Source organism: Thermoleptolyngbya sichuanensis A183 (assembly GCF_013177315.1).
Classification (GTDB): domain Bacteria; phylum Cyanobacteriota; class Cyanobacteriia; order Elainellales; family Elainellaceae; genus Thermoleptolyngbya; species Thermoleptolyngbya sichuanensis.
Genome location: NZ_CP053661.1, coordinates 1281900 through 1307162, shown reverse-complemented (window position 1 = coordinate 1307162; position 25263 = coordinate 1281900). Strand labels below are relative to the sequence as shown.

Genomic DNA, 25263 nt, shown 5'->3' with positions numbered 1-25263 from the left:
CATCGCAAAGCTGAAACTTGTGTTTCTTAGAGTTCTTTGAGACTTTAGAAAAGAGCATTCTTTTCAGCAGTTGGTGTTAGCGTTACCCCCCCCCATTGGGATAGGTCGTTAAGCCCAACTCAAGCTGCCCCAGTGGCTTTGTCAGATATCTGCGAGACGATTGAGGTTCTTGTCATGATCTGGCGCGATCAGAAAACCTGAGGAATTCAAACGGCATGGATTGCAGTACGTTCATATTAGAATTATCCCCACCCTTGCTGGGACAACTCAACCTTGACTTTGGCAAGATTGCGCCCAATATTCCCTATATCCTGGGAGGCATTCAGGTCACACTTCTATTTACACTCCTATCTGCTTTGTTTGGCTTTGCATTAGCCATTGTCCTTTCTTTTTTCAAGGTTTCCACGTTTAAGCCGCTGCGCTGGTTTGCCGATGTTTATACTTCAGTCTTTCGCGGCACGCCGCTGATTTTGCAGTTGGCTTTAATCTACTTCGCAACGCCGCAGCTGACGGGGTATCCAATTTCGGGTCTACAGGCCGGCGTGATTACCTTTGCGCTAAATTCGGCTGCTTATAGTTCGGAAACCATTCGGGGCGGCATTTTGGCCGTGGACAAGGGGCAGCGAGAAGCAGCACAAACCCTGGGCGTGGGCTATCCCATGATGATGAAAGACATCATCTTGCCTCAGGCGTTTAAGAATATTTTGCCTGCGCTAGTAAACGACAGTATTGCGCTTTTGAAGGACTCGGCGCTGGTGTCTACAGTAGGGGCGTTGGACGTGATGCGGCGAGCGCAGATAGTGGCCGCAGAAAAGTTTATCTACTTTGAGCCATTGCTATTGGCGGGTGTTATTTACTATGTTTTGGTGATGGGGCTGACACTGTTTGCACGACGATTTGAACGGAGGATGCGGAGAAGTGATTAGAGTTGAGTTTTTGACAAAATCCTTTGGCAAGCTGGATGTGTTGAAAGACATTTCCACTGAGATTAAAGATGGCGAAGTGGTGGCCGTCATTGGCCCCTCCGGTTCTGGAAAATCGACTTTTTTAAGATGCTTGAATTTGCTGGAAACGCCAACTCGCGGCCGCATTTACATCAACAATGTCGAAGTCACTGATCCAAAATGTGACATTCAAAAAGTGCGGCAGAATGTGGGCATGGTATTTCAGCATTTCAATCTGTTTCCCCACATGACGGTGCTGGAAAATCTCACCTACGCGCCACGCAAGGTGAAAGGCGTATCCAAAGCACAGGCAGAGGAGAAAGGAATGGAATTGCTGGAGCGCGTGGGGCTGGCAGAAAAGGCCAGCGTTTATCCCTCCCGGCTATCTGGCGGGCAAAAACAGCGGGTGGCAATCGTGCGGGCGCTAGCGATGGAGCCGGAGTATATGCTGTTTGACGAGCCGACCTCGGCGCTCGACCCAGAAATGGTGAAAGAAGTGCTGGACGTGATGAAGTCTCTGGCGCAGACGGGCATCACGATGGCGATTGTGACGCACGAAATGGGCTTTGCGCGAGACGTGGCGGATCGGGTGCTGTTTTTGGAAGGCGGCAAGATTGCAGAAGACGCGCCGCCGGACGTGTTTTTCTCTACGCCCAAGAGCGCCCGGGCGCAGCAGTTTTTGGAGAAGGTGCTGTAGCGCTTTTGCTGTGCATTTTGACCCGTGGGTGACGCGCACTGGCTGCGGCGCTGGCGACGAAATCGTCCAAAACCCAGAGAGCTTGTTGTAAGTGCGTAGGTCCGTTGCAATTAAACGGTCAGGAAGTTGAGGTGGTCGCCTGCCTGCGATCGCACGTCCTCCATCGTCCCTGCAAGCTTCAAGCGTCCCTCTTCCAGAAACACGACCCAATCCGCCAGCGCAATGACGTTGGGGCGATGGCTGATCAGGATTGTCGTCTTGCCCCGACGCTGCCACAGCAGTTTGTCCAATAGTTCAGATTCGCTGACCGGATCGAGACCGCTGGTCGATTCATCCAGGATCAAAATCGGCGGGTCGGCAAGCAGGGCGCGGGCGATCGCCAGCCGCTGGCGCTGGCCGCCGGAGAGGGTGGAGCCAAATTCGCCCAAAATCGTCTGGTAGCGGTCTGGCAGCTTTTGAATAAAGTCGTCTGCGCCCGTCATCTGGCAGGCGGTTTGAATGTCTGACTGTGTAACCTGGGGCTGGGCGAGGCGAAAGTTTTCCACAATCGAGCGGCTCCAGAAAAATGAATCCTGGGGCACGAGGATAACCTGCCGTCGCACGCAGGCGAGGGATAGGTCTTGTAGCGCATCGTTGCCAATGCGAACCGTGCCCGACTGGGGTGAGTGCAGTCCGGCGATGACCTTAGCTAGGGTGCTTTTGCCACAGCCCGTGCGGCCGATCAGGGCGATCGCCTGGCCGCCGGGAATCGTCAGGGAGAAGTCCTTCAGCAACTCGACCCGACCGGGATAGAAGAAGCTGACTCCATCACAGGCGATCGCCGCATCGTCGGCCAGCGTCTTCCAGGGTTTGTCTAGGCGCTCGGCTTCGGGCGTGGCGGCGATCACCTCATGCAGGCGGGCGTTTGCCGTTTGCACCCGCGCCCCGTCGTCTACATAGTTCACCAGCAAGTCCACCAGCGCCACTCCGTTGCGGTTTAGCGTGGTAAACGCCAGCAATTGCCCCACCGATAAATCCTGGCTAAACACCAGCAGCCCGCCGATGCCCAGCAGCAGCGCATTGCCCAGATCTGACATCAGCGCACTGAAGTTGCTGTTGATAATGCCGATTTGCATGGTCTCCAGCAGCAGTGCCGCCAGCCTGCGAAACCGCTGCTGAAGTTCTTCCCAAAAGGGCGATCGCGCATCCAGCACCTTCAGCGTCAGCGCTCCCTTAAAGGTTTCCACCAGCACGCCCTGGTTTTCGGTTTCCAACACCATCGCCGCCCGCGTCTTTTGCCGCAGCACAGGCTGAAACCAGATGGTGGAAAGGGTCATGGCGATCGCCACCAGCACCGCCACCAGCGTCAGCCGCCAGCTATAAAACAGCATCAGTCCAAAGGACACCACCGCCACTAGCAGCGTACTGGGCAGGCTCACCACCGCATCCGACACCAGGCGGTTAATCTCCTCGATGTCGCGCAGACGGCTGACCACCTCGCCACTGCGCCGCGTTTCGTAGTAGGTCAGCGGCAGCCGCAGCACCTGCTGCCCAAACTCCAGCACAAAGCCCAACTCTAGCCGCTGGGCAAACCGCGCAATCAGCAAATCCGCTGCCAGCGACAGTCCGCTCCGCAATAGGTAGAGCAGCATCACCGCCGCCACAATGCCCAAAAGCATCCGCCGCTGTTCGGGCAAGGCTCCCGTTTCCTCAGCAGGCAGCAGCACCTCGTCCGTCAAAATTTGCAGAAACATAGGCGATGCCAGCGACAGTAGCCCGATTAGGCTGGCGCAGATCATCACTTGCAGCAGCACCCAGCGGTAGGGGCGAATTCGCTGCCAAAGCTGGGCGAGTGTTACTGTCGGATCATTGGGCTGGCTAAAAAAGCGCTCTGGATCAGGTTCCAGCAGCAGAATCACGCCGTTTGCCCAGCCTGCCAGCAGTTCCGCCCCCGACAAGAAGCGCAGCCCCACCGCCGGATCGGCAATCACAAAGCCATCCTGGGGGCGATTCCCGTAGGGATCGTTTCGCGCATCGCCCCTCTGTCCATATAGCACCACCCAGTGATTGCCCTGCCAGTGCAAAATCGCAGGCAGTGGCATCCGGTCAAGCGCCTCCAGCACCTCGTCCGACGCGACCACCGACTGGGCCCGAAACCCCAGCGACTCGGCTCCCCGTCGCAACCCCAGCATCGTCGTGCCCAGCTGCCCCGTGCCGATGGCTTCGCGGATGCGGGTAAAGGATACGGTGCGTCCATAGTGCTTGGCGATCGAGGCCAGACATGCTACGCCACAGTCTTCGCGGCTGTGCTGGAGGATGAGGGGGTAGCGAGGCATGGGGAAGAACGAAGAACGAAGAACGAAGAGGGAATTGGGCAAGGAATGGGGGGGCTGCGGTTAGATCCTTCGGAGTCTCTGTGCTGACGGGCCGCTTCCCTGAAAATAAGGGCCCTTCTGAACTGGCTCGGTTCCCCCCCTTGTTAAGGGGGGGAGGGGGGATCAGGCTCGGTTCCCCCCTTAACAAGGGGGGCGAGGGGGGATCAGGCTCGGTTCCCCCCTTAACAAGGGGGGCGAGGGGGGATCAGGCTCGGTTCCCCCCTTGTTAGGGGGGGCGAGGAGTCCCAGAGGCTTCAGGTTGGTAAGTCCTATCAGGGCGCGTTTCGCAATGCTATCGCAGGGTGGGTTTGGGGGTCAGTCCCTCTTTAGGAAGACTAAGGGCTTGGAGCGATTAGGATTGCTGGATCTAGTTGCTTGACCTACATGAGATCCAAGTTGGTCTGGACGGTGCTGCGGAGCTTTTCGGTTAGCTGCTCGACGGTCTGAGTTCGGTCTTGGGTATAGTCGTCTAGGTGTTGCGTCAGGTTTACGGGTTCGCCGACGCGGAGAATGACCGTGCGATCGCCCTTGGGGGGCGGCTGGTCGATGCCAAACACGGCCCGCTCTAGGCGAATGAGCGTATCGAGAAATCGCTCTGGGGTGGGGTTGGCGGCCACATAGCCGTCGGAGATGGCGTTGAAATTGAGCAACTGGGCAGCAGCGCGGGCGATCGCCTCTTGGGTTCGCAGATCCAGGGTTTCTGCCTGTGCCTCTAGGCTGCGCTGGATGCGATAGACCCGCTCCCGCAGCGGTTCGTGGAGATTCGGCGCAATCTTCAGCGTGCGTTCGCAATAGTTCAAAATGTGGTCTTTGACCCGCTGAATGCGGTCAGGGCGCGATCGCCACACGGTTTCTACAATCGGCAGCCCATAGTCGCGCTCGAACCCCAGCAACACCTGCTCGCCAATCACCAGCAGCCGCTCATACCAGTCGGTGCTGCTGGGAAACACCCATAGCGCTTTTTCTAACTGGTTTAGGGTTTGTTCAATAACCGGAGCCATATCGCCGTGATAGCGATATTTCAGCGCAATCGGCACAGCATACAAATCCTCCAGTGCCTCAACGGGTGTGCCCTGCCTCACCTGTCGCTGCATTGTCTGCATCGCCAGTTGCACTGCGCCCACCCGAAACGGCATCACCGTGTCATTTTGAAAAGAGAAGCCGCCCTCCGGAAACACCACCAGCCGACAGCGGGGCTGGGAGAGTAACTCCATCGTTTTTGCAATGCTGGGGCGATCGCCCAGTCCCCGCCGCAGCGAATACGCCCCCATCCGCTGAAGAAACCAGTCCGTTGCGCCGCCAAACCGCTCGTGCGCCGCCAGATAGTGAAACGGCTGTCCCCACCGCGCCGACAGCAGAAACAGCGCAATCCAGTCATGGTGGGTGGGGTGGTTGGGCAGCAGCAGCAGACGATGGGGCTGGAGCGTGCGGAGCGTCTCTAGGCAACTTGGCTGCACCTCTAGCCGCATTTTGTGATAGTAGCGAGCTACGAGCGGCGACGCACGCTGAACCGCCCACACCAGCGGCGGCGACAGCTTGGGCGGATAAAAGTCCGGCATAGCGGAGCGAGCGGGGGCTGAATAAAGGCCTGGGCCGAGGCGTTAGGAAGGGGTGAATGAATCGGGGCAAATCACTAGGACGGCGGGAAAAACAGAATCGGGTGCCAGCTTCGGCGCAGCAGATCGCCCGTAAAGCTGGGAACCGACAGTTCTACCAATCGCCCAATGCTTTTGGACGACGTGGCGATCGCCGTAATGTCGATATCAATTGCCGTTTCCAGCGCTTGCGTCACCGCATTGCCATGCGCCACCATCGTATCCGTTTTCACGCCTAGCGCCTCTAGCTCTCGCTTTGCCGCTTCCAAGTTCTTCGCTGCCTCTTCGCGCTTTGCATCCCGCAGCACAGAGCTACGAGCCACCTCTTCAATAGACGTGAACAGCAAGGCTTTCTCTAAAGTGCCAGAGGGGCGATCGGCGGCCAGTTGCTTCACCTGGCGGAGCATCGCCTGTCCGGCTTCGCTGCCATCATAGGGCAAGAGCAAGTAGCGGAAAAGGTGACGGGCCCGCAGGTCTAGCTCCTCTTCGGTGAAGGCAGAAACCAACTGGGGACGTAGAATCAAGAGTGCTACGTTTCCCTGCTGACAGAGAGAGACAGGCGTGCTGCCAAACAGCTTTTCCTTCAGCAGTCCATCTCCCGCAGTTCCAATAAAGACGACATCGCTTTGATATTTCTTGCGGGCTGAAAGAATATGCTCGACGGGCTTGCCCCAAGCCACCTCAACTTGCACATCAACCCCAGCAGGTACATCACCCAGCAGCTTTGCAAAACGCTCTCGCGCCTCCACAAATGGCTTGTCAGATTCGCGAGGGATTTGCCCCTCCAGAACTGGAACCGTGTGTAAAAACGTAATCTGCTGTAGCCCGGATGCCGAGAGGCTGGGGACAAAGCGGGCGAAGCGATAGAGACCGTCCTTAAAGTCGGTGCAAATCAAAGCACGCTTGAACATACGCGATGAAGGGGGCGCTATTAACTGCATGGTGAGAGTTGCCTAGCAAGTTACGGCTGCCGATTGGCGCGGCAAAACTCTACCCAACCCTACCATCTCAACGCGAAAAACTCGAACCCTTTTCCCCTGAAACTACTCTATCGAAACGTTAGACAGGCATCAGGGCTTTCGTTAGGCAGGGGAAACCAGGGTGAAACGCCACTGGACTGTAGGTTCCTGGTCAGCTACTCAGCAAAATCATCAAAGGACTGGCACAGGGTCACTGTCGGTACGCCGCTTAAACGCAAAACCTGAAAAGATTGACAGGAGCCAGGGCCAAGAAAACGTCTGGAATGTTTAGAGGATTTGCAACGACTTAGTGCTAATCAGCAGAGACGGGAGAAGGCAATCAGGCTTTTGAGATTGCTTGAGATCGAGCGGACGCCCCAGCATCCCCAGCTCCTTTCCCAACAGGCCAGGAATCGAGCAAGAGAGGGAGGTCGCCTACTGCGACTCTAGCAGACTAGAACTGCGCCCCGCCTTCGATGCCCCACTGATGCTTTAGCAGGCTCTTGTAGGTGGCATCCTTCAGCATCATCTGCTCGTAGAGCTTGACCAGGAAGTGCTGGGCCTGTTCTCGGCTCATGTTTTCGACCTGGGTTTCAAAAGACCGCAGGCTGAACTGCTGTTCCAGAGAGAGTTCAATTCGTTCGTTCATTGGAATTCTCCTTGACTGAGGTAAACAACGTCAGAAGTCGAACATGGTTGGATTCGAGCTTCCTTGGGAAGCTAGCTGGATAGGTTCCTCGTAGGGTTCCCTAAAACAGGCTCCATGCCTCCACCTTTCTATTAAAAAAGATAACAATCGTTTGACAAAATGCACAGTCCCCCCGTGGGTAAGTCTTTGAAATCTTAGGCAAGATCTTTGAATCGATTCTTGGTCAAGGTTCCTGCTGGCTTGTCCATCAAGGTGTGTGCAGTGTGTCGGGCGATCGCCATCCTCCGGTTGATGGATCATTCCTGGCGGCCGAAGTGCAGCCAAGTTGGAGTTACTTTTAGCAAGTGAAGAAATGTAAAAAAGTTCGGATTGAACATCTTGAGGACTTGACAAAAATCACATCGCTCTGAACTTCTTATAAAGATTCATCAGTATGGCTTTGGTGGAATACGCAAAAAAAGCTTAAAGAAAGCCTGAATAGAGTTTTGGGGCAATTATGAGAGCGTTTGTAACACTGGGGCGATGCGATCAGTGAGATAAGACACAAAAAATGGCGATCGCCCTGGGGATAGAGGCGATCGCCATTTATGTAATCTGCCAAATAGGAAAACGTTGATCAGAGGTCGGTTGGATCTGTCGAAACCAGCAGCCGGAACTAGCCGCGCAAATCCTGTGAATCCTTTTACCTGGCCCCGATCCAGCTTGTACGCTACTGAGACCTAGCCCTACTCAGCCTTAGCCCTACCTAGGCTTAGCCCCACTCAGACTTAGCCAATATAGTCGGCTTCAGCTTCAAGCTGACGCACTAGCGCCTCATCGCCCTTGGCGCGAGCAGCTTCCAGACGACGCTGAATATTTTGGCGCAGGTTGTCGTGGTGCATCTGAGCAACCTGTTCGCGAGAAACCCGATTTTTTCTGTTAAGTCCCAACATTTGCAATTCTGATGAAGGTAATAGAGAAATACTTTCTTCAGAATAGCATCGCCCACAACAAACGGTAGCTTTTGCTACAAAAATTAGGAATTCATGGGCACTGGTGGGCGATCGCCCTAAAACTCAATTCCCGGCTGTGCCTTCACGCCCTGCTCCCGAAACGGATGCTTCACCAGCGTCATCTCTGTCACCAAATCCGCCCGGTCAATCAGCGCCTGCGGTGCGCCGCGCCCGGTGAGGATGACATGAGACTCCTCTGGCTTTTGCGCTAGCCCGGCCAGCACGCTATCCACAGCCAGATAGCCCAGTTTTAGCGCAACGTTGACTTCATCAAGCAGCACCAGCTTGACATCGGGATCTTGAATATAGGTCAAGGCAGTCTCCCAGGCTTCGTGCGCTTTTTGAATGTCGCGATCGCGGTCTTGCGTTTCCCAGGTAAAGCCCTCGCCCATTGCGTGAAAGACCAACTGCGGCGGATCGCCCGCTGTCCAGGGATGCAGCACGGTCTTTTCAGCAGGTTCCCATGCGCCTTTGATGAACTGCACAATGGCGACCCGATGCCCGTGACCGAGCGATCGCAGCACCATACCCAGGGCCGCAGTCGTCTTGCCCTTGCCATTGCCCGTGTGGACGATGATGAGGCCTTTTGTGAGCGATCGCTCTGCTAGCCGCTGTTCCTGAACCTCCTTCCGGCGCTGCATCTTGCGGCGATACTGCTCATCACTGAGGCCGGGCGCAGTCGCCTCCTGGTCAAGCTGCTCGGCTTCTTGGTCAGCCTGGGGCGTGAGGGCAAGGTTTTCGGTCATCACCATAGAACCTGAAACGAGAACCTCCCCATGCTATAGCAGAGGCCGCAGGATAGTCACAGGTGGGGCAGAGGTGGGTCATAGATTAGCCACAGACTGGAAATTAGCGGATTGTAACGGAGTATCTGTCAGACATTGATAATTCTACACGCCAGCTTTAACCAGTTCTTAGCCTGACAGTAATCGCTGCTTTAACTCCTGATGATGTACTTAGCATGAGCATGATTTTGAACCTTTCGGCACTGAGAGAACTTTCCCATGAGTCAAGACCCCCACTCCAGATCTCCCCTGCGCGTTTCCCGCCGCTCGTTTCTGGGCTGGAGCGCCGCCGGGTTTGGTAGCGCGATTCTGGCATCCTGCACCCAATCGACCACTACTCCGGCGGCTTCTCCGGCTGCCAGCCCTGCGGGTGCTTCTCCAGCAGCCAGCCCTGCGGCAGGTGGACTACCGTTGACTGCGGCCGAAGCGGGTGGGCTAGAGGCCATCATTGAGCGGGCCAAGGCCGAGGGTGAGCTTTCCGTAATCGCCCTACCCGACGACTGGGCAAACTACAAGGAAATGAAGTCTAGCTTTTTGCAGAAGTATCCCTTCATCAAGCTAAATGACCTGAACCCAGATGCAAGCTCTGCTGATGAAATTGAAGCCATCAAGGCTAACCGAGGCAACAGCGGTCCCCAGAACCCTGATGTGATTGACGTGGCCTTCAAGTTTGGCGAAGAGGCAAAGCAAGAAGGACTCCTCCAGCCCTATAAAGTGGCAACCTGGGATACGATCCCAGCGGCACTGAAAGATCCCGAAGGCTTCTGGTTTGGGGATTATTACGGCGTGATGTCCTTCGAGGTGAATACCGACGTAGTGAAGACGCTGCCAGAAGACTGGAGCGACCTGCTGAAGCCGGAATATCGGGGGAAGGTGGCGCTGGCGGGCGATCCGCGCAAGTCGGGTCAAGCCATCAACGCTGTATGGGCGGCCGCACTGGGCAACGGGGGGTCTCTGGAAGATCCAGGCCCGGGTCTGGAGTATTTCAAAAAGATGAATGCCGCGGGCAACTTCCTGCCTGTAATCGCCAAGCCTGCAACGATTGCCAAGGGTGAAACCCCGATCGCCCTGCGGTGGGACTATAACGCACTGGCCAACCGCGACGCGACGGGCGGCAACCCTGAAATTGCGGTGATTCTGCCGAAAACAGGACTGCTGGCGGGTGTTTATGTGCAGGCGATTAATGCCTTTGCGCCCCGCCCCTACGCGGCTCGCCTGTGGATGGAGCATCTCTATTCCGACGAAGGGCAGTTAATTTGGCTAAAGGGCTATTCTCGTCCAGTACGCTTCGACGACCTGAACAAGCGCGACGTGATTCCGGCAGACCTGAAGGCGAAGCTGCCCGATGCTGCGATTTACGAAAAGGCTGCATTCCCGACGGCAGCGCAAATCACTCCCGCCAACGACAAAATCACCAAGAACTGGGATAGCGTGGTCGGCGCGGATGTGAAGTAGGGTTCTGCCGCTATCTGGCTGCCTGTTTGATGAGGTTGGCTCGGTCAGGCTATTTCGATCAAAGCACTGGGTTAGACCGTTCGCCAAGCTGTGTCGTCAGATAGCGGCCTTTGTTGCGTAAACCATGACGCTTGTTCAACCGCTGGAATCAATTCAATCGGCTGCGAAGGGCGATCGCCGCTGGGACTGGCTCGGTCTAGTGCCCTTCTTCGCGTTCGCCTTTGCCTTTTTGATCTTGCCGGCGCTGTCGATCGCCGTTCGCAGCTTTCAGGACAATACAGGACAGTTTACGCTGCAAAACATTCTGGACTTGCGCCAGCCAAGCATTATGTCCGCTTATGCCGTGAGCATTCGCCTCAGCATTGTGACGGCGCTAATTGGCGGTCTGCTGGGGGCGCTGATGGCCTACGCGGTGACGGCGGGTGGCTTGCCCGAAAAAGTGCGATCGCCCCTGGTCACCTTCTCCGGTGTAGCATCCAACTTTGCAGGGGTTCCCCTGGCCTTTGCCTTCATCGCAACGCTGGGGCGGCTGGGCCTGATGACTGGCTGGCTGAAAAATCTTGGGCTAGATCTCTACGCCCAGGGCTTCAATCTGTACACGTTTTGGGGATTGATGCTCACCTATCTGTATTTCCAGATTCCGCTAACGGTGCTGATCCTGGTGCCAGCCTTCGACGGGCTGCGGCGGGAATGGCGGGAGGCAGCGGAAAACCTGGGCGCGAGTTCCTGGGACTATTGGCGGCAGGTGGCGCTGCCAATTCTCATGCCGTCGCTGCTGGGCACAATGATTCTGCTATTTGGCAATGCCTTTGGGGCCCACGCCACGGCTTACGCGCTGACGGGTGGACAGATCAATCTGGTCACCATCCTAATCGACGCGCAGATTCGGGGCGACGCGCTGCAAAATCCGGGTCTGGGCAATGCTCTGGCGCTGGGCATGGTGTTTATTATGGCTGTGTCGATCGCCCTCTATTCCTGGCTACAGCGGCGCACGTCGAGGTGGGTGCGATGATGAGGAGGGGATGATGGATTCGACCAAGCGGGGCAATTTTTGGGCGTGGCTATGGATGGCGATTGGCACGCTGTATTTTGCTATCCCGCTGATCGCCACCATTGACTTTTCGCTGCGGGCCCAGCGAGACACCCTCAGCCTCGCCGCCTACAGCAACATCTTTAATGATCCCAAGTTTTTTGAAAGCTTTACCTTTTCAGCGCTGACGGCGCTGGCGGCGATCGCCCTCAGTTGGCTGCTGATCGTTCCCACGGCCTACTGGGTGCAGCTTCGACTCCCCCGGATGCGCCCGGTCATGGAGCTAATCACGCTGCTGCCTTTTGTCGTTCCCGCCGTGGTGCTGGTCTTTGGTCTGATCCGCACCTACAGCACCACGCTGCTCAACACGCGCACGGGCGGCTGGATCTTGCTCACCGTCGCCTACGTCGTCCTCTCTTTTCCCTATATGTATCGCGCCGTAGACACCGGGATGCGAGCCATCAATGTCCAGACCCTCACCGAAGCCGCCCAAAGCCTCGGCGCAAGCTGGCCTGCGGTCATCCTGCGCGTCATCTTCCCTAACCTGCGCGTCGCCCTGCTGAACGGAGCCTTCATCACCTTTGCCATCGTGATGGGCGAGTTCACCATCGCCGCTCTGCTGGCCCAGCCCGCCTTCGGCCCCTACATGAACCTGCTCGCCAGCAGCAAAGTCTACGAACCCTCTGCCCTTGCCGTCGTTAGCTTTGCCCTAACTTGGGGCGCGATCGGCATCGTGCAACTGCTGGGCCGCGGCAGCAGCGGCCAATTAGGCGGGCCGCGATAGTTGCAGCCGTGATAATTGCAGTATTGAAAGCAGCATTGAAAACCGAGTCCCAAAAAGAGCGCGATCGCCCCCCATCCCCCTGTTCATTTTTCGTTCTTCCCTCTTCGTTCTTCGTTCTTCATCTTTCCCTTTTCCCATGCACCTCTCCCTCAACCAACTCTCCAAGTCCTACGGCGGCACCACTCTGGCAGTTCGCGGGGTCGATTTGCAGGTTCAGTCGGGCGAGTTTGTATCGCTGCTGGGGCCGTCGGGCTGCGGCAAGACGACGATTTTGCGGATGATTGCGGGGTTTGAGAAACCAACCAGCGGCACAATCCTGCTAAACGGGCAGGATATCACGCGGATTCCGGCAAATCGGCGAGACATGGGCATGGTGTTTCAGTCCTACAGCCTGTTTCCCCACATGACGGCGGCGCAGAATGTTGCCTTTGGGCTGGGCCTGCGGAAAATGAACCGGGGAGAGCAGCAGCGGCGCGTGGAGGAAATGCTGGAACTGGTGGGGCTGGGCAGTATGGGCGATCGCTTTCCCCATCAGCTTTCGGGCGGACAGCAGCAGCGGGTGGCCCTGGCGCGGGCGCTGGCCATCTCGCCGCAGGTGTTGCTGCTCGACGAACCCCTGTCGGCGCTGGATGCCAAGGTGCGCGTGCAGCTCCGCAACGAAATTCGCCGGATTCAGCAGCAGTTGGGCATCACCACGCTGTTTGTCACCCATGACCAAGAAGAGGCGCTGTGTGTGAGCGATCGCGTCGTGGTCATGTCCCAAGGGAAAATTGAGCAACTGGGCACACCAGAGGAGATTTACCTTACCCCTAGCACTGCGTTTACCGCCTCCTTCATTGGCGCAATGAACCAGATCCCTGGCTTTTGGGTAGACGGCAAAGTCCGCATCGACACCCACCCCAACACCAGCCTGCCCGACGAGTTTTTGCAGACGCAGCCGACAAACCTGCCCGATGGCAGCCGAGTGGTGGTGCTGGTGCGTCCAGAGAGCATCGCCGCCCAGCCGCCAGAGCAAACCGCCCCGCCCAATACCAATCTGCTGAGCGGGTTGATTACAGGTCGAACCTTCCTTGGCTCAGCGGTGCGACTGTCGGTGCTGGTGGGCGAGTTTTATTTGAATGTGGATGTGCCGACAGGTCAGGCAGAAGCGTTTGCCGCTGGGCAACTGGTGCAGTTGAGCTTCCCGCCAGATCAGTGCCGCGTGCTGACGATCGAAGAAGCGCCTAAGCCTATTCAGCGTTCGGCGATTTTGAATGTTGAAGATCCGGTGCGCGATTAAAAACAGCATCGAGCAGCCGACCGGGTTCCTGTGTCGCTGGGCGAGCAAGTGGCTGGGCGAACAAAGGGCCAAAGCGTGTGCGCGGTTCGCCAAGACGAGAAAGCTGGAACCGCGAGAGTCAACGCTGAAGGTGGCAAATGATGGGAAGCTTCTGAAAGGCTTCAGCGTTGAAAGGTTTAACAGAGATTTAACATTAAGTCCACAGTTCGTCACATTAGGGGATGGTTTAGAGTTATTCTGGTACGCGAATTCTATGCGTTGAGCCAGGGGCTTTAGTTTATGAGTGAACGTTCGCAACCCGCCTCGTCGGAGGAAGCGCTTGCTGGTGTTGCCGATGCTCCCAATCCTGCACAGGCTGCGCCATCGGAGCCGCCGCCCAGCTATGTGAAACTGGCCATGCGGAACATGGTTCGCAAGCGGGGCACGTCGCTCAAGCATTTTGCTTTGACCACTGTGGGACTGTTGGGGCTGCTGGTGGGGCTGGCCTACCTAACGCGGTGAAGAGGCGATGATTCCAGAATTTCCGGGTCGAGCCGATATCCCAGAAGCCTCCGGAGTGGCGCGTTCGGCTGCTGAAGTATGGACTGGAGTCCCTGAAGCCCAGTCTGTTCAGGAAACCTCAGGGGAAATCTTACGGGAAATCTCAGTTGAGGTGGACGTGCAGGAGGAGGGGGCGATCGCCTCTCCCGTTCCCCAAGATACCTGGATCACCTGGTTCCAAACCTGGCTTACGGCACTCGCGCCCGATCTCTCTCCCATTGGCGCGTATGAGCTGAGTCTGCGGCTGACCACCGATGCCGAGATTCACCAGCTCAATGCTCAATACCGCCAGATCGATCGCCCAACAGATGTGCTGTCGTTTTCCGCAACGGAGTCTGGCGTGACGCTGCCTGCCGGACTGCTTGCCGAAGAACCCTTCCCTCTGGGCGACATCATCATCTCGCTGGATACCGCCGCTGCCCAGGCCCAACAGCGCCACCACACGCTGACCGAAGAACTAGCTTGGCTGGCGACCCACGGACTGCTGCACCTGCTGGGATGGGATCATCCCGACGAGGCCCACCTCCAAAAAATGTTGCAGCAACAAGTTAATCTGCTACAAACTGTTGCACTAGAGGTTCAGTATGATTAACCAGGGAGAGGTGTCTCTTGCCAACATGTCCATTGCCATTTGGAACTGGGCATCCTGATGATTGGCGAAGTCTGAATGATCGCTGTTGAATGATTTCTGAACGATTGACGGAGCGAGACGATGAGCGACCCGCAGGGCTATCGTCGCCGATCTAGCCTCTGCCGCCGCTTGAGCGCTTGTCTCGACACTAGTCCGATTTTTTATCTGACGTTACTCAGCGATCGCCTACTAGTCAATGCCTAGATTTCTGTCTTATCCCTATTCAAGTCGCAACGGTTCCTATGCCTCAGCCACTCTCCACCGAAAACTTTCAGGTTGTTCCACCGTCCCCCCCGATTCCCTTTCCTAGCAAGCCCAATCGGGAGTTGTCCTGGAAAGTGGCATCCAGCCTGTTTGTTAGCTTTCGATACGCCTGGGCGGGGCTGACCTACGCCTTTTTTACGCAGCGAAACTTTCGGATTCATCTCTTGGTGGGCACAATTGCCATTGGTCTGAGCCTCTGGCTCCAACTGAGCCGGGTTGAAATTGCGATTATCGGTCTCACGAGCGGGCTGGTGCTGACGATGGAACTGCTGAACACCGCGTTAGAGTCCGTCGTTGATCTCACCGTCAAGCAGACTTATCACGAACTCGCCAAAACCGCCAAAGACTGCGCCGCTGGGGCCGTGCTGATTTCGGCGATCGCCGCTCTGTTAGTCGCTGGTTCACTGCTGCTGCCCCCGCTGCTAGCGGTGCTAGGGCTGGTTTAACTGCACACGATCCCCACTTTCCAACCCTTCATTCCTCATGATCTTGGTCATCGACAACTACGACAGCTTTACCTATAACCTAGTGCAATATCTGGGGGAACTGGGGGAAGAACTGCCCGTCGCGGCCGATATCCGGGTCTATCGCAACGACGAGATTACGGTCGAAGAGATTCGGCAATTGCAGCCCGACGGCATCGTCATCTCGCCAGGGCCCGGTCGGCCGGAGGATGCGGGCATCTCGCCGCAGGTGATTGCAGAACTGGGGCCGGAACTGCCGCTGCTGGGCGTGTGCCTGGGGCATCAGGGGATTGGGCAGGTGTTTGGTGGCCAGGTGACTTCGGCAGCAGAGCTAATGCACGGCAAAACATCCGCCATCGAGCATACGGGCGTGGGCGTGTTTGAGGGCATCCCCAGCCCCATGACGGCGACGCGCTACCACAGCCTAGTGGTGGATCGGGAAACCTGCCCCGACGTGCTAGAAGTCACCGCCTGGGTGGAAGACGGCACGATTATGGGCGTGCGCCATCGAGAGTTTCCGCACCTCCAGGGCGTGCAGTTTCATCCCGAAAGCATTTTGACCGACCAAGGCAAACAGCTATTGCGAAACTTCTTGCGGCAGATTCCGTCCCGTCCAGCGGCCGTGGGCTAGGCGCGAGCCGCCAAGCTGTTCTGCCTGTTTCGTCGCCATCCAGTAGAGCCAGGCCTGGCCCAGCGGTTCCCGGTTCAGGTCATACACCGTTGCCAGCGATCGCTCGTATTCGTTTAGCAGCGGCGAGCCGTCGGGATCATAGCCTTCCAGTTCATCCAGCGCCGCCAGCACGCCAAAATCCGCAAAGGACAGCACATAGCCATAAACGGGATCTTCCCCAGGCGTGAGCGCCGGATATCCCATCGGCAAGTCATAGAGCGTGCCCAGGGCGATCGCCTCTACGCTGGCCACCACTTTGCCCTCACAGTAGCGCGGATAGAAATATTCGCCGGGTTTCAGCGTACCGTAGACAAAAACATGCAGCAGGTCGGGAGAAAGCATTTTGCAAGGAGAGATGCAGGGTTTATCTAGGGTTTATCTGGTTTATCTAGGGTTTATCTTTAGTCTCCCGCGTTTTGCCCAGGCGGATTAGCCAGCCAGAACTTTTGCATCAGAAGGGGTTCAAGCTCTGGGGGAAACGGACAATGGGCAGGCAGGGCAACATCAGGATAGTCGTCCTTCACCTGTCCAGCAGCATAGCGCCAAGACGCTTCAAAAATCTCGGTGAGATACCCCTTGAGGCTAGGCGAATCTTTGAGCAGCAGTTGGATTTCGCTGCGCTGTTCTTTGATCGGGTTTTCCCAACCCCGATAATCCTCTGGAGATTTAACATAAACCCGCTTCAGCAAATGACTCAACAGCACTCGCAGGCGGCTTTCTAGCTCGCGGCGATCGCGCTTGGCCAAGGCCTCAACCTCCTCAATCAAATGCTCCCAGTCCACAGTGCCAAACTCGCCTGCCCGCAGATGAGCCGCAGTTTCGTCTATCCAGAGGCAAAAATCTTGGTCATAGAGCGTAGCTTTCGCTGGAAACTCCGCCATACCCATCTCCCATCATGCAAACTTCTCCAAAATCCAACCCCTCTTCCCTCTTCCCTCTTCCCTCTTCCCTCTTCCCTCTTCACTCTCCAAACAACACCTTACCCTGACGAACCGTAGCCAACACGTCGGCCGGCGTGACGCGAGTAACGATACTGGCAGGAATGTGGCGACTAGCGCGGAGATGCGGTTGGGTAAAGTCCAGCACGACGAAATCCGCAGGAAGCCCCTGTTCTAGATAGCCGTAGGTGTCGCCGCCGAGGAGCGATCGCACGTTGGTCGTCACCATTTTTAGAATCGCTCTGGGATCAGGGCGGATGGCATCCCCATACTGGCTCTTGGCGACTTTATAGGTGAAATCCAGTTCGGCAAACAGATTGGGGCTGTTGAGCAGGCCGTTGTCCGTGCCCAGCAGCAGATTGGCGTTGCTTTCCAACAATTTAGCGATGGGCGGCAGCGGCAGCCCCAGGTTGGCATTGGCGCGGGGATTCAGGGCAATGTTGACACGGTGCTGGCTCATCAGGGCGATTTCGGCATCGTTGGCGACGGTGGCGTGGATCACCAGATGCGGCTGATACAGATCCAGCGCCCGCTCCAGGTCGCCGCGCCCCGTGACGGCCAGGCTCACCTCCCGATAGCCGTCGTTTTCCAGACAGTGGATCGCCCTCAGCTTGCCCTGGGCCTCGGTGATGTCGCGAATCTGCACCCAGGCGGCATCGGTGAGGTCGTTCATGGTGCTTTCGGAAAAGCCGTCGGCGATCGCCAGCACGGCCGCCAGTTCCGCCAAGGACTCCTCTGGCAACGCCGCCTGATTTTCCTGAAGTTGGGCGGCGGTGAAGGGCAACTCGTTAAACTGACCCAACACCACCGAGCGAACCCCCGTTTCTGCCGAGGCACGACGCAATAGCTCGCTGCCATACACGCCCTGCTCCCGAAAGTCGATGTGGCCAATTGTGCCCGTGCGGGCCATGTAGCGCAGATGGGCAGTGATGTGACCCAGGTGTTCGGCTGGGGTCTGTTTCGCCAGCTCGCGATATTTATAGCCGTGGGGACGAAAGAAGCCCTGCTCCAGCGTCATGCCCGTTGCGCCGTCGGGCAGGCAGGAGTCGCCCATGTGGGTGTGGCTATTGTAAAACGCGGGCACGATGACCTGCGTCCCCCGATCCAGGCTAAGGCAGGGGGGGCGCAGTTTCAGGCGGGTGATGGTGTCGGCGGAGACGGTGAGGCGATCGCACCAGTGCGGCTCTAGCTCTGGGCCATGCAGCACAACGCAGTCAGTGAATTCCAGCATCGGCAGCGAGTTGGGGTGGGATAGGACAGACGTGACGTGACATTCAATAGCGAGATGTGGCGATTCTAATCCCACGCGATGGAAAATTGTCGTAGAACATTCACAATTTGCTGATTACTGTCCAGTCCCCTTTCTAGTCTCACTAGCCCATTCTGCATGGGGCCCCCGCAGCCCCTCCGCCCCACCCCAAAATCCAAAATCCAAACCCCCCTCCCTAACCCCATTCACCTCTCCCTGCAACTCTCCGTGAGCTATTGCCTCAACCCGAACTGTGCCAATCCCCGCAATGTGGGCGATCGCCCCTTTTGCCAGAGTTGCGGGATGGAACTGGTGCTGGGCGATCGCTATCGGGCGCTGGAACCGCTGGGGGCGGGCGGGTTTGGGCGGACGTTTTTGGCAGTGGATGAATACCTGCCCTCGCGGCCACGCTGCGTCATCAAGCAGCTCTTTCCACCCAAGCCGGGAACCCGCCACGCCGCCAAAGCGGAGGAATTGTTTCAGCGGGAGGCCGAGCGGCTCGACGAACTGGGGCAGCACCCGCAAATTCCCAAACTGCTGGCGCACTTTATTCATAACGGCTACCCGTATCTGATCCAGACCTATGTAGACGGGCATCCCCTGACGCGAGAACTGCTGCAAGCGGGCGCGTTTGACGAAGACCAGATCCGGCATCTGCTGCGGGGTCTGCTGCCCGTGGTGCAGTTTGTCCACGATCATCAGGTGATCCACCGCGACATTAAACCCGACAATATTATTCGCGATCGCCACACGGAAACGCTGACCCTAGTGGACTTTGGCGCATCGAAAATGACAACGGCTTCCAGCCTCAGCAAAACGGGGACAGTCATCGGCAGTGCGGGCTATTCTGCACCGGAACAAGTCGCAGGCAAAGCCACCTTCGCCAGCGACCTCTATAGCCTCGGAGTTACCTGCATTCACCTGATGACCGAGGTGCCGCCCATCGACTTGTACTGTTTTGTCGAAGGGCGCTGGCTGTGGCGCGACCACCTGATGCAATCCGTCAGCGATGACCTGGCTCTGGTGATCGACCGGATGATCGAGCCGACCATCAGCCGCCGATACGCCGCCGCCAGCGCCGTTTTGCACGATCTGGAACCCGCGCAGGTGTCTTTCGCCCTGCCCTATCGTCCGTCTGCGCCGATGAACCCCGCCGCTACGGTTCCGCCCCAGCGATCGCCCTGGCGCTGTATGCGGACGCTGTGTGAGCATAAACAGGCCGTGGCGGCGATCGCCCTCAACCCGCGCAATCAGCAGTTTGCCAGCGCCAGCTTTGACCGCTCGATTCGGCTGTGGGACGTGAAAACCGACAAATCTACCGGCATTCTGCTGGGGCATACGGAACCTGTGGTGTCGCTAGCGTTTAGCCCCGACGGGCAGCGGCTCATCAGCGGCAGCCTGGATGATACGCTGCGGGTGTGGAATCCGGAGAACGGCGAACTGCTGCGGACGCTAAACGACCCGTCGGATTCGATCGTGTCGCTGGCGGTAGCGGTCAGTCCCGATGGGCAAACGGTAGTCAGCGGCAGCGACCAACACACCATTCGGCTGTGGCACTTGGCGACGGGGCGGCTCGTCCGCACGCTAGAAGAACCCCGTGCAGTCACCTGTGTCGCCATCAGCCCCGACGGTCGCCTGCTGGCCAGCGGCAGCAGCGGCAATACGATTCGCCTGTGGAACCTGTACACGGGGGAACTTCTGAAAACGCTGGAAGGACACAGCCGCGATGTGAATGCGATCGCCTTTAGTGCAGATGGGTCGATCTTGGTCAGCGCCAGCAGCGACCACAGCATCCGCCTGTGGAACTTTGAGACGCGCAAGGTGCAGATGCTCAACGGACACCACGACTGGATCAAGGCGATCGCCCTCAGCCCCGACGGAACCCTCCTCGCCAGCGGCAGCAGCGACCACACGGTAAAGCTGTGGAGCCTGCCCGACGGCAAACTCTGCCACACGCTGGCGGGGCATACCCGCGAAGTGAATGCGATCGCCTTTACGACCGATAGCCAGATTTTGATTTCGGGAAGCCGCGATCGCACGATTAAGCTCTGGCGACGTTAGGATCTGCGATCCTTTGGACGCAGGTGTGTGATTGATGCGACTGGCGAGCCAAACAGCCTTGGGGGATATCCCCCAAACCCCCTTTTGCATGGGACGAAGCGTCCCCCGCACCCCCTCCTAAGGGCTTGTCGGTGAGAGCTTTAGTTTGGACTAACTGGCATCACAATAATGCTCAACAGGATGCCATAAAGAATCTGCTCAACCGTTCATAACAGTTGAACTTAAGGAATTGGATACAATCCTGCTCGCAGTTAAGCTGCTGTTGCAACCGGACTGTTCAGGGATTGTTCGGATGTCTTGCGTTTCGAGGCTCGTTTTTTGACCATCGGATAGCAGGGACGAGGAGTTGGCTTGTGCCCCTTGCCTCGTCCTGGCGATTTACCACGAGGTTTAGGCGCAGGAGCAGGGGTGCCAATCGCTGCCAAAATGCCTGCAAACGCTTGTGCGACCCGACCCGGAGTCAACGTTTCTTGCGGTGCCTGCCAGGGCAAGGGGTGGTCAGTACAGTCCTTTCGCGCTAACCACAACTGCCAACTGAGCAACGGCATCAGGCTGCTCCACTGTTCGGTTGCCGATACAGAACTGAACTGGGGATGTGTCCAATATAGCCTCTGCTTGGCAAAGCGATACCAGTGTTCAATGGCAAAGCGACGGAGGTAGTGCAACCACAGGGTTTCTAACGGAGGCATCTGCTCACCCAGCCAAACTAACCACAAAGGAGCCAAGCGTCGCGTGCTGCTCTGTGTCTCCAGCACCTCCACGCGCAACACTTCCATTGCCCGTTTGGGGGATTTGCGGAAATGGTATGCACTCCAACGACTGACCCGCACTCGTCCCCAGTTGGGATCATCGACTTCAACGGTTTCGACCGGGACACTCCAAGTGTCAGGGTCATTGAGTTTCATCTTATGTCCATGCTTGGCAGGTGCGCCTCGCCCTCGATACGCTGGGGGCGCGCCATAGACACATCGATTGGATGTAACCCGCAGCAGCAAGTCTGCCTCAATCCCTGCCGTTTGGTTGACAAAACTGGCATTGCCGTACCCTCGGTCGTAGATCGCCAACGGACGCACCGCTAACTGCCGAGTCACTTGTTTGAGTTGGAATGCCGCTTTACTGGCGGGTGTTTCAAAGCTGGTGATGCGCTCATGCCGCAATGGTAATGCCCAACTGCCCCTGTCTTCAGCAATCCAGGCTAAGGTACTGTAGTTTTGTCCGGCTATCGGGGCATGTCCTGTTCTGCCTGATAAGGTGCGGTCTTTCAAACGCCTGGCAGCAGGACGGTTCCACCGACTCGCATCACCTGCCAACAACGGTTGCTGCTGAGTCGGTATCTGCTGCACCAACAGCTTCAGCACCTTTGATCGGGGTAGGCGGCTATCGCGCAACGCTTCATAGGTGCTCGACCACTGGCGACGAAAGACAGGACTCTGCGATAGCCTCACAAACGACACGATGCACGCACTCACTAACACGGCATCCATCAGATCAAACAGGGCATCTCTGGCGTTTCCCAAGCTGGCATACAACGTTTGGCGAAATTGCTGAAGTTCGTTGAAAATCATGGGGTCAATGTTGGTTGTACTTCATTGACCTTACGGCAGTCGGTGCTTCTCATTGACTGCCTTCCTCTTCACCATTAGTCCAAACTAAAGTGAGAGTGAAAGGTCGCTTCGCATTGCAGGGGTGATAAGGGCGATCGCGCAGCGTCTTCCTGAGAGAATCACGCAGCGTTCTTTTCGTAGGCTTTTCCAGTACACATCCGCCCAGAGCCGCCTGGCAATATGCCGACCGAATTGCAGACGGACAGAATGTTACCGGACACCGCCGATACCGAGGTCGGAGGGGGTTTGGGGGACGCGCTTCGTCCCCCAAGCAGGGGGTTTGGGGGAAGGCTTCCCCCAAGGATTGCTGGTTCGCCAGTCGCTTCAACCCATCCAACCATTAACCAAACGGGCAAAAACGGGCGATCGCCCTACTCATGCACCCAGGGCATGATTGTCGGAGTCCAGTTCACCAATTCCTCCGGCTTAAACCAGAGGCCGATTTCATACTCCGCCGTTTCTGGTGCGTCGGAACCGTGGATGATATTGCGGCCAATGTTTGCACCCAGATCGCCGCGAATCGTGCCCGGTTCGGCATTCAGCGGGTTGGTTGCGCCGATCAGCTTGCGGGCCGAGGCAATCACGCCGTCACCTTCCCACACCATCGCCACCACCGGGCCCGAAGTGATAAAGTCCACCAGACCTGCGAAAAAGGGGCGCTCCTTGTGAACCGCGTAGTGCTGCTCCGCCAGTTCGCGGCTGGGCTGCAAAAACTTCAGCCCCACCAGGGTAAAGCCTTTCGTCTCAAAGCGGCGGATGATTTCGCCGGCCAGCCCGCGCTGCACGCCGTCGGGTTTAATTGCGATAAAGGTGCGTTCCACAATAGTTACTCCAAATACTCCAAATAACTCCTAACTGCATTCCGAGCGGGGGGTTCCAATCAGGACATTCCAACTGGGAAATTCCAAGCAGGGAATTCCAGGTAGGGAATTCCAGGCAGAACCCTTGCAAGCCTTCTCTATGCTCAGAAAAAGATGGCCTTTTGTAAAGAGTCGGGGGCAATGGTCATCGGGGCTTCCTCTCAAAGCTTAATCGAAGCTTAACTAAAGCCTTGCGCGACAAAGGATACAGAGCTTTCTTAGGGAAATACGCTAGACTTAAGCTGAGCTTAAGAAATGCCGACCTGGATGGGGTGTCGTGCGTCGTGCGACACCCCAAACTGTTGGAAAAAACTGGAAAAACCTGGGACACTGCTTTTGCGGCTCACCGCTTGTGATTTAGCTCATGTTCTAGAGGAAAAACTTGATGGAAGTAAAACCCAAACTCTTTGCCAGCGATGTGGAAGAACCCGGAGGGGGAAAGCTCGCAGAAACGCCGCGAGACCGACGCATCACCAAGTTGCCGACTCCAGAGACGGGACGTGTGAAGTCGGGCTGGACGATTGAAGACAGCGAGGAACTGTACCGCATCAAGGGCTGGGGCGATCCGTATTTTTCGATCAACGCGGCAGGACACGTCACCGTCTCTCCGCAGGGCGATCGCGGCGGTTCGCTAGATCTATACGAATTAGTGCGAGCGCTGAAGCAGCGAAATTTGGGACTGCCGCTGCTGATTCGCTTTTCAGATATTTTGGAAGACCGGATTCAGCGGCTCAATGCTGCCTTTGCCAAGGCGATCGCCCGCTACAACTACCAAGGCGTTTATCGCGGCGTGTTTCCGGTGAAATGCAACCAACAGCGGCATCTGATCGAAGACCTGGTGCGTTTCGGCAAGCCCTACCAGTTTGGGCTAGAGGCGGGGTCAAAGCCAGAACTGATGATTGCCCTGGCGCTGCTCGACACGCCGGGGTCGCTGCTGATCTGCAACGGCTATAAAGATCAGGAATATATCGAAACGGCAATCCTGGCAAAGCAGTTGGGCAAGACGGTAATCGTCGTGCTGGAGCAGGTGGAAGAAGTAGACCTGGTGATTGCCGAGAGCCGCAAGCTGGGAATCATGCCGATTGTGGGCGTGCGGGCCAAGCTGAGCGCCAAGGGCATCGGGCGCTGGGGCGGATCGGCGGGCGATCGCGCTAAGTTCGGCCTCACCGTGCCTGAAATCATCCAAGCCGTAGAAAAGCTCCGCGCCGCCGACATGCTGAGTTGCTTGCAGCTATTGCACTATCACATCGGCTCCCAAATTCCTGCCATCAATGTAATCAAAGACGCAATTCGGGAAGCCAGCCAGATTTTTGTAGAACTGGCGCAACTGGGCGCGAATATGCGCTATCTGGACGTGGGCGGCGGACTGGGCGTAGACTACGACGGCTCCAAGACCAACTTCTACGCCTCCAAAAACTACAACATGCAGAACTACGCCTACGACGTGGTAGCAGAGGTGAAGGAAGCCTGCGAAGAACGCGACGTACCCATGCCCACGCTGATTAGCGAAAGCGGCCGGGCGATCGCCTCCCATCAGTCCGTTCTCGTGTTCGACGTGCTGGGCACCAGCGATGTCATCGCCGAGGAACCCGAACCCACCACCGACGACGACCATCTGATTCTGCGAAACCTCTACGAAACCTGGCAGTCCATCAGCGCCGACACGTATCAAGAGGCCTATCATGACGCGACCCAGTTCAAAGACGAAGCCATCAGCCTGTTTGGGTTTGGCTATCTCAGCCTGGTAGAGCGATCGCGGGCCGAGCGGCTCTACTGGGCCTGCTGCGCCAAGATTCTGGAAATCGCCCGCCAGCAGGACTATGTGCCCGACGATCTGGAAGACCTAGAAAAGATCATGGCATCGATCTACTACGTCAACCTGTCCGTCTTCCAATCCGCCCCCGATAGCTGGGCCATCGACCAGTTGTTCCCCATCATGCCGATCCACCGCCTCGACGAGGAACCCACCTGCCGGGGCACCCTGGCCGACCTCACCTGCGACAGCGACGGCAAAATTGACCAATTCATCGACCTGCGTGATGTCAAGTCGGTGCTGGAACTGCATCCCCTAGTCAGGGGGCAGGGATCAGACACGAATTCTGAACCCCAGACAACGGAGCCGTATTACTTGGGGCTATTTCTGGGGGGCGCGTATCAGGAAATCATGGGCAACCTGCACAACCTGTTTGGCGACACAAATACAGTACATATCCAGCTCACGCCCAAGGGCTACCAAATCGAACACGTCGTCAAGGGCGACACCATGACCGAGGTGCTAGGCTATGTGCAATACGACTCGGAAGACCTGATCGAGAGCATCCGCCGCCAGAGCGAAGCCGCCCTGCAAGAGCGACGCATCACCCTGCAAGAAGCGCAACTGCTATTGCAAAACTACGAGCGATCGCTCAGTCGGTATACATACCTGACCTCGTAGGGAAGAGGGAAAAGGGAAGAACGAA

The 25263-nt window shown here is 57.1% G+C and carries 24 protein-coding genes; 13 read left to right on the top strand and 11 right to left on the bottom strand.

Annotation, left to right across the window (positions count from 1 at the left end; genetic code table 11):
• Positions 1-254: 254 nt before the first annotated feature.
• Complete coding sequence (locus HPC62_RS05590) at positions 255-926, top strand: amino acid ABC transporter permease (RefSeq protein ID WP_225906748.1); 672 nt, start codon at positions 255-257, stop codon at positions 924-926.
• Positions 919-1641, top strand: coding sequence for an amino acid ABC transporter ATP-binding protein (locus HPC62_RS05585; RefSeq protein WP_172354127.1), 723 nt, complete (start codon positions 919-921; stop codon positions 1639-1641). The genes HPC62_RS05590 and HPC62_RS05585 overlap by 8 nt, the downstream gene beginning before the upstream one ends.
• A 110-nt stretch (positions 1642-1751) precedes the next feature.
• Here HPC62_RS05585 and HPC62_RS05580 read toward each other — a convergent pair whose 3' ends face one another.
• The 6 genes from HPC62_RS05580 to cobO all read right to left on the bottom strand — a co-directional run bounded on the left by HPC62_RS05580 (position 1752) and on the right by cobO (position 8936).
• Entirely contained in the window at positions 1752-3956 is a 2205-nt protein-coding gene (locus HPC62_RS05580; RefSeq protein ID WP_172354126.1) for a peptidase domain-containing ABC transporter, read from the bottom strand.
• 419 nt (positions 3957-4375) lie between these two features.
• Positions 4376-5554 (bottom strand): 1-acyl-sn-glycerol-3-phosphate acyltransferase, encoded by a 1179-nt coding sequence (locus tag HPC62_RS05575; protein WP_172354125.1) that lies wholly within the window; start codon positions 5552-5554, stop codon positions 4376-4378.
• A gap of 74 nt (positions 5555-5628) precedes the next feature.
• Positions 5629-6501, bottom strand: coding sequence for a universal stress protein (locus HPC62_RS05570; protein WP_172354124.1), 873 nt, complete (start codon positions 6499-6501; stop codon positions 5629-5631).
• A gap of 502 nt (positions 6502-7003) precedes the next feature.
• Positions 7004-7198 carry an NblA/ycf18 family protein gene (locus tag HPC62_RS05565; RefSeq protein ID WP_068512792.1) on the bottom strand — a complete coding sequence of 65 codons (195 nt, stop codon included), beginning with the start codon at positions 7196-7198 and terminating at the stop codon, positions 7004-7006.
• Between the two features lie 767 nt (positions 7199-7965).
• On the bottom strand, positions 7966-8079 hold the full coding sequence (pirA, locus tag HPC62_RS24355; RefSeq protein WP_449369351.1) for an arginine synthesis PII-interacting regulator PirA: 114 nt from the start codon (positions 8077-8079) through the stop codon (positions 7966-7968).
• Positions 8080-8246: 167 nt separating this feature from the next.
• The gene (cobO, locus tag HPC62_RS05560) at positions 8247-8936 is read right to left on the bottom strand and encodes a cob(I)yrinic acid a,c-diamide adenosyltransferase (protein WP_205371247.1); all 690 of its coding nucleotides are present in this window, start codon (positions 8934-8936) and stop codon (positions 8247-8249) included.
• Between the two features lie 258 nt (positions 8937-9194).
• On the opposite strand from cobO, the gene HPC62_RS05555 reads away from it, so the two are divergent.
• From HPC62_RS05555 to HPC62_RS05520, 9 genes are all read left to right on the top strand, one after another.
• The gene (locus HPC62_RS05555) at positions 9195-10430 is read left to right on the top strand and encodes an ABC transporter substrate-binding protein (RefSeq protein WP_172354122.1); all 1236 of its coding nucleotides are present in this window, start codon (positions 9195-9197) and stop codon (positions 10428-10430) included.
• Between the two features lie 124 nt (positions 10431-10554).
• A complete protein-coding gene (locus HPC62_RS05550) occupies positions 10555-11442 on the top strand; it encodes an ABC transporter permease (RefSeq protein ID WP_172354121.1) in 888 nt (295 codons plus the stop codon).
• A gap of 10 nt (positions 11443-11452) precedes the next feature.
• Positions 11453-12244: an ABC transporter permease gene (locus HPC62_RS05545; RefSeq protein WP_205370576.1), complete on the top strand. Its 792-nt coding sequence runs from the start codon at positions 11453-11455 to the stop codon at positions 12242-12244.
• 136 nt (positions 12245-12380) lie between these two features.
• On the top strand, positions 12381-13523 hold the full coding sequence (locus HPC62_RS05540) for an ABC transporter ATP-binding protein (RefSeq protein WP_172354120.1): 1143 nt from the start codon (positions 12381-12383) through the stop codon (positions 13521-13523).
• Positions 13524-13802: 279 nt separating this feature from the next.
• On the top strand, positions 13803-14024 hold the full coding sequence (locus HPC62_RS05535) for a DUF3285 domain-containing protein (RefSeq protein ID WP_172354119.1): 222 nt from the start codon (positions 13803-13805) through the stop codon (positions 14022-14024).
• A gap of 7 nt (positions 14025-14031) precedes the next feature.
• Positions 14032-14655, top strand: coding sequence for an rRNA maturation RNase YbeY (ybeY, locus tag HPC62_RS05530; protein ID WP_172354118.1), 624 nt, complete (start codon positions 14032-14034; stop codon positions 14653-14655).
• Positions 14656-14775: 120 nt separating this feature from the next.
• Entirely contained in the window at positions 14776-14898 is a 123-nt protein-coding gene (locus HPC62_RS23845) for a hypothetical protein (RefSeq protein ID WP_255548865.1), read from the top strand.
• A 38-nt stretch (positions 14899-14936) separates the two neighbouring features.
• Positions 14937-15404 (top strand): diacylglycerol kinase family protein, encoded by a 468-nt coding sequence (locus tag HPC62_RS05525; protein ID WP_172354117.1) that lies wholly within the window; start codon positions 14937-14939, stop codon positions 15402-15404.
• 37 nt (positions 15405-15441) lie between these two features.
• Positions 15442-16053, top strand: coding sequence for an anthranilate synthase component II (locus HPC62_RS05520; protein ID WP_172354116.1), 612 nt, complete (start codon positions 15442-15444; stop codon positions 16051-16053).
• On the opposite strand, the gene HPC62_RS05515 is transcribed toward HPC62_RS05520, so the two are convergent.
• The 3 genes from HPC62_RS05515 to HPC62_RS05505 all read right to left on the bottom strand — a co-directional run bounded on the left by HPC62_RS05515 (position 16000) and on the right by HPC62_RS05505 (position 18261).
• A complete protein-coding gene (locus HPC62_RS05515; protein WP_172354115.1) occupies positions 16000-16434 on the bottom strand; it encodes a gamma-glutamylcyclotransferase family protein in 435 nt (144 codons plus the stop codon). The two genes, HPC62_RS05520 and HPC62_RS05515, sit on opposite strands and share 54 nt — an antisense overlap.
• Positions 16435-16493: 59 nt before the next feature.
• Complete coding sequence (locus tag HPC62_RS05510) at positions 16494-16973, bottom strand: DUF29 domain-containing protein (protein ID WP_172354114.1); 480 nt, start codon at positions 16971-16973, stop codon at positions 16494-16496.
• 79 nt (positions 16974-17052) lie between these two features.
• A complete protein-coding gene (locus HPC62_RS05505) occupies positions 17053-18261 on the bottom strand; it encodes an amidohydrolase family protein (protein WP_172354113.1) in 1209 nt (402 codons plus the stop codon).
• A 246-nt stretch (positions 18262-18507) separates the two neighbouring features.
• Here HPC62_RS05505 and HPC62_RS05500 point away from each other — a divergent pair, with 246 nt between their 5' ends.
• Positions 18508-20340, top strand: a complete 1833-nt coding sequence (locus HPC62_RS05500; RefSeq protein ID WP_172354112.1) for a serine/threonine-protein kinase — start codon at positions 18508-18510, stop codon at positions 20338-20340.
• A 251-nt stretch (positions 20341-20591) separates the two neighbouring features.
• Here the strand turns inward: HPC62_RS05500 and HPC62_RS05495 are convergent, their stop codons facing one another.
• The gene (locus HPC62_RS05495) at positions 20592-21905 is read right to left on the bottom strand and encodes an NF041680 family putative transposase (RefSeq protein WP_172353244.1); all 1314 of its coding nucleotides are present in this window, start codon (positions 21903-21905) and stop codon (positions 20592-20594) included.
• A gap of 410 nt (positions 21906-22315) precedes the next feature.
• Positions 22316-22765: a nucleoside-diphosphate kinase gene (ndk, locus tag HPC62_RS05490; RefSeq protein ID WP_172354111.1), complete on the bottom strand. Its 450-nt coding sequence runs from the start codon at positions 22763-22765 to the stop codon at positions 22316-22318.
• 424 nt (positions 22766-23189) lie between these two features.
• Here ndk and speA point away from each other — a divergent pair, with 424 nt between their 5' ends.
• Positions 23190-25238 (top strand): biosynthetic arginine decarboxylase, encoded by a 2049-nt coding sequence (gene speA, locus HPC62_RS05485; protein ID WP_172354110.1) that lies wholly within the window; start codon positions 23190-23192, stop codon positions 25236-25238.
• Positions 25239-25263 lie beyond the last annotated feature (25 nt).

Bases quoted from the DNA above. Each gene is read 5' to 3' on its own strand.
- speA (WP_172354110.1), top strand. From the start codon at position 23,190: ATGGAAGTAAAACCCAAACTCTTTGCCAGCGATGTGGAAGAACCCGGA.
- HPC62_RS05575 (WP_172354125.1), bottom strand. From the start codon at position 5,554: ATGCCGGACTTTTATCCGCCCAAGCTGTCGCCGCCGCTGGTGTGGGCG.
- HPC62_RS05505 (WP_172354113.1), bottom strand. From the start codon at position 18,261: ATGCTGGAATTCACTGACTGCGTTGTGCTGCATGGCCCAGAGCTAGAG.
- HPC62_RS05515 (WP_172354115.1), bottom strand. From the start codon at position 16,434: ATGCTTTCTCCCGACCTGCTGCATGTTTTTGTCTACGGTACGCTGAAA.
- HPC62_RS23845 (WP_255548865.1), top strand. From the start codon at position 14,776: ATGAGCGACCCGCAGGGCTATCGTCGCCGATCTAGCCTCTGCCGCCGC.
- HPC62_RS05510 (WP_172354114.1), bottom strand. From the start codon at position 16,973: ATGGCGGAGTTTCCAGCGAAAGCTACGCTCTATGACCAAGATTTTTGC.
- pirA (WP_449369351.1), bottom strand. From the start codon at position 8,079: ATGCACCACGACAACCTGCGCCAAAATATTCAGCGTCGTCTGGAAGCT.
- HPC62_RS05565 (WP_068512792.1), bottom strand. From the start codon at position 7,198: ATGAACGAACGAATTGAACTCTCTCTGGAACAGCAGTTCAGCCTGCGG.
- HPC62_RS05580 (WP_172354126.1), bottom strand. From the start codon at position 3,956: ATGCCTCGCTACCCCCTCATCCTCCAGCACAGCCGCGAAGACTGTGGC.
- HPC62_RS05550 (WP_172354121.1), top strand. From the start codon at position 10,555: ATGACGCTTGTTCAACCGCTGGAATCAATTCAATCGGCTGCGAAGGGC.
- HPC62_RS05535 (WP_172354119.1), top strand. From the start codon at position 13,803: ATGAGTGAACGTTCGCAACCCGCCTCGTCGGAGGAAGCGCTTGCTGGT.
- ybeY (WP_172354118.1), top strand. From the start codon at position 14,032: ATGATTCCAGAATTTCCGGGTCGAGCCGATATCCCAGAAGCCTCCGGA.
- HPC62_RS05540 (WP_172354120.1), top strand. From the start codon at position 12,381: ATGCACCTCTCCCTCAACCAACTCTCCAAGTCCTACGGCGGCACCACT.
- HPC62_RS05520 (WP_172354116.1), top strand. From the start codon at position 15,442: ATGATCTTGGTCATCGACAACTACGACAGCTTTACCTATAACCTAGTG.
- cobO (WP_205371247.1), bottom strand. From the start codon at position 8,936: ATGACCGAAAACCTTGCCCTCACGCCCCAGGCTGACCAAGAAGCCGAG.
- HPC62_RS05555 (WP_172354122.1), top strand. From the start codon at position 9,195: ATGAGTCAAGACCCCCACTCCAGATCTCCCCTGCGCGTTTCCCGCCGC.
- HPC62_RS05525 (WP_172354117.1), top strand. From the start codon at position 14,937: ATGCCTCAGCCACTCTCCACCGAAAACTTTCAGGTTGTTCCACCGTCC.
- HPC62_RS05495 (WP_172353244.1), bottom strand. From the start codon at position 21,905: ATGATTTTCAACGAACTTCAGCAATTTCGCCAAACGTTGTATGCCAGC.
- HPC62_RS05545 (WP_205370576.1), top strand. From the start codon at position 11,453: ATGATGGATTCGACCAAGCGGGGCAATTTTTGGGCGTGGCTATGGATG.
- HPC62_RS05570 (WP_172354124.1), bottom strand. From the start codon at position 6,501: ATGTTCAAGCGTGCTTTGATTTGCACCGACTTTAAGGACGGTCTCTAT.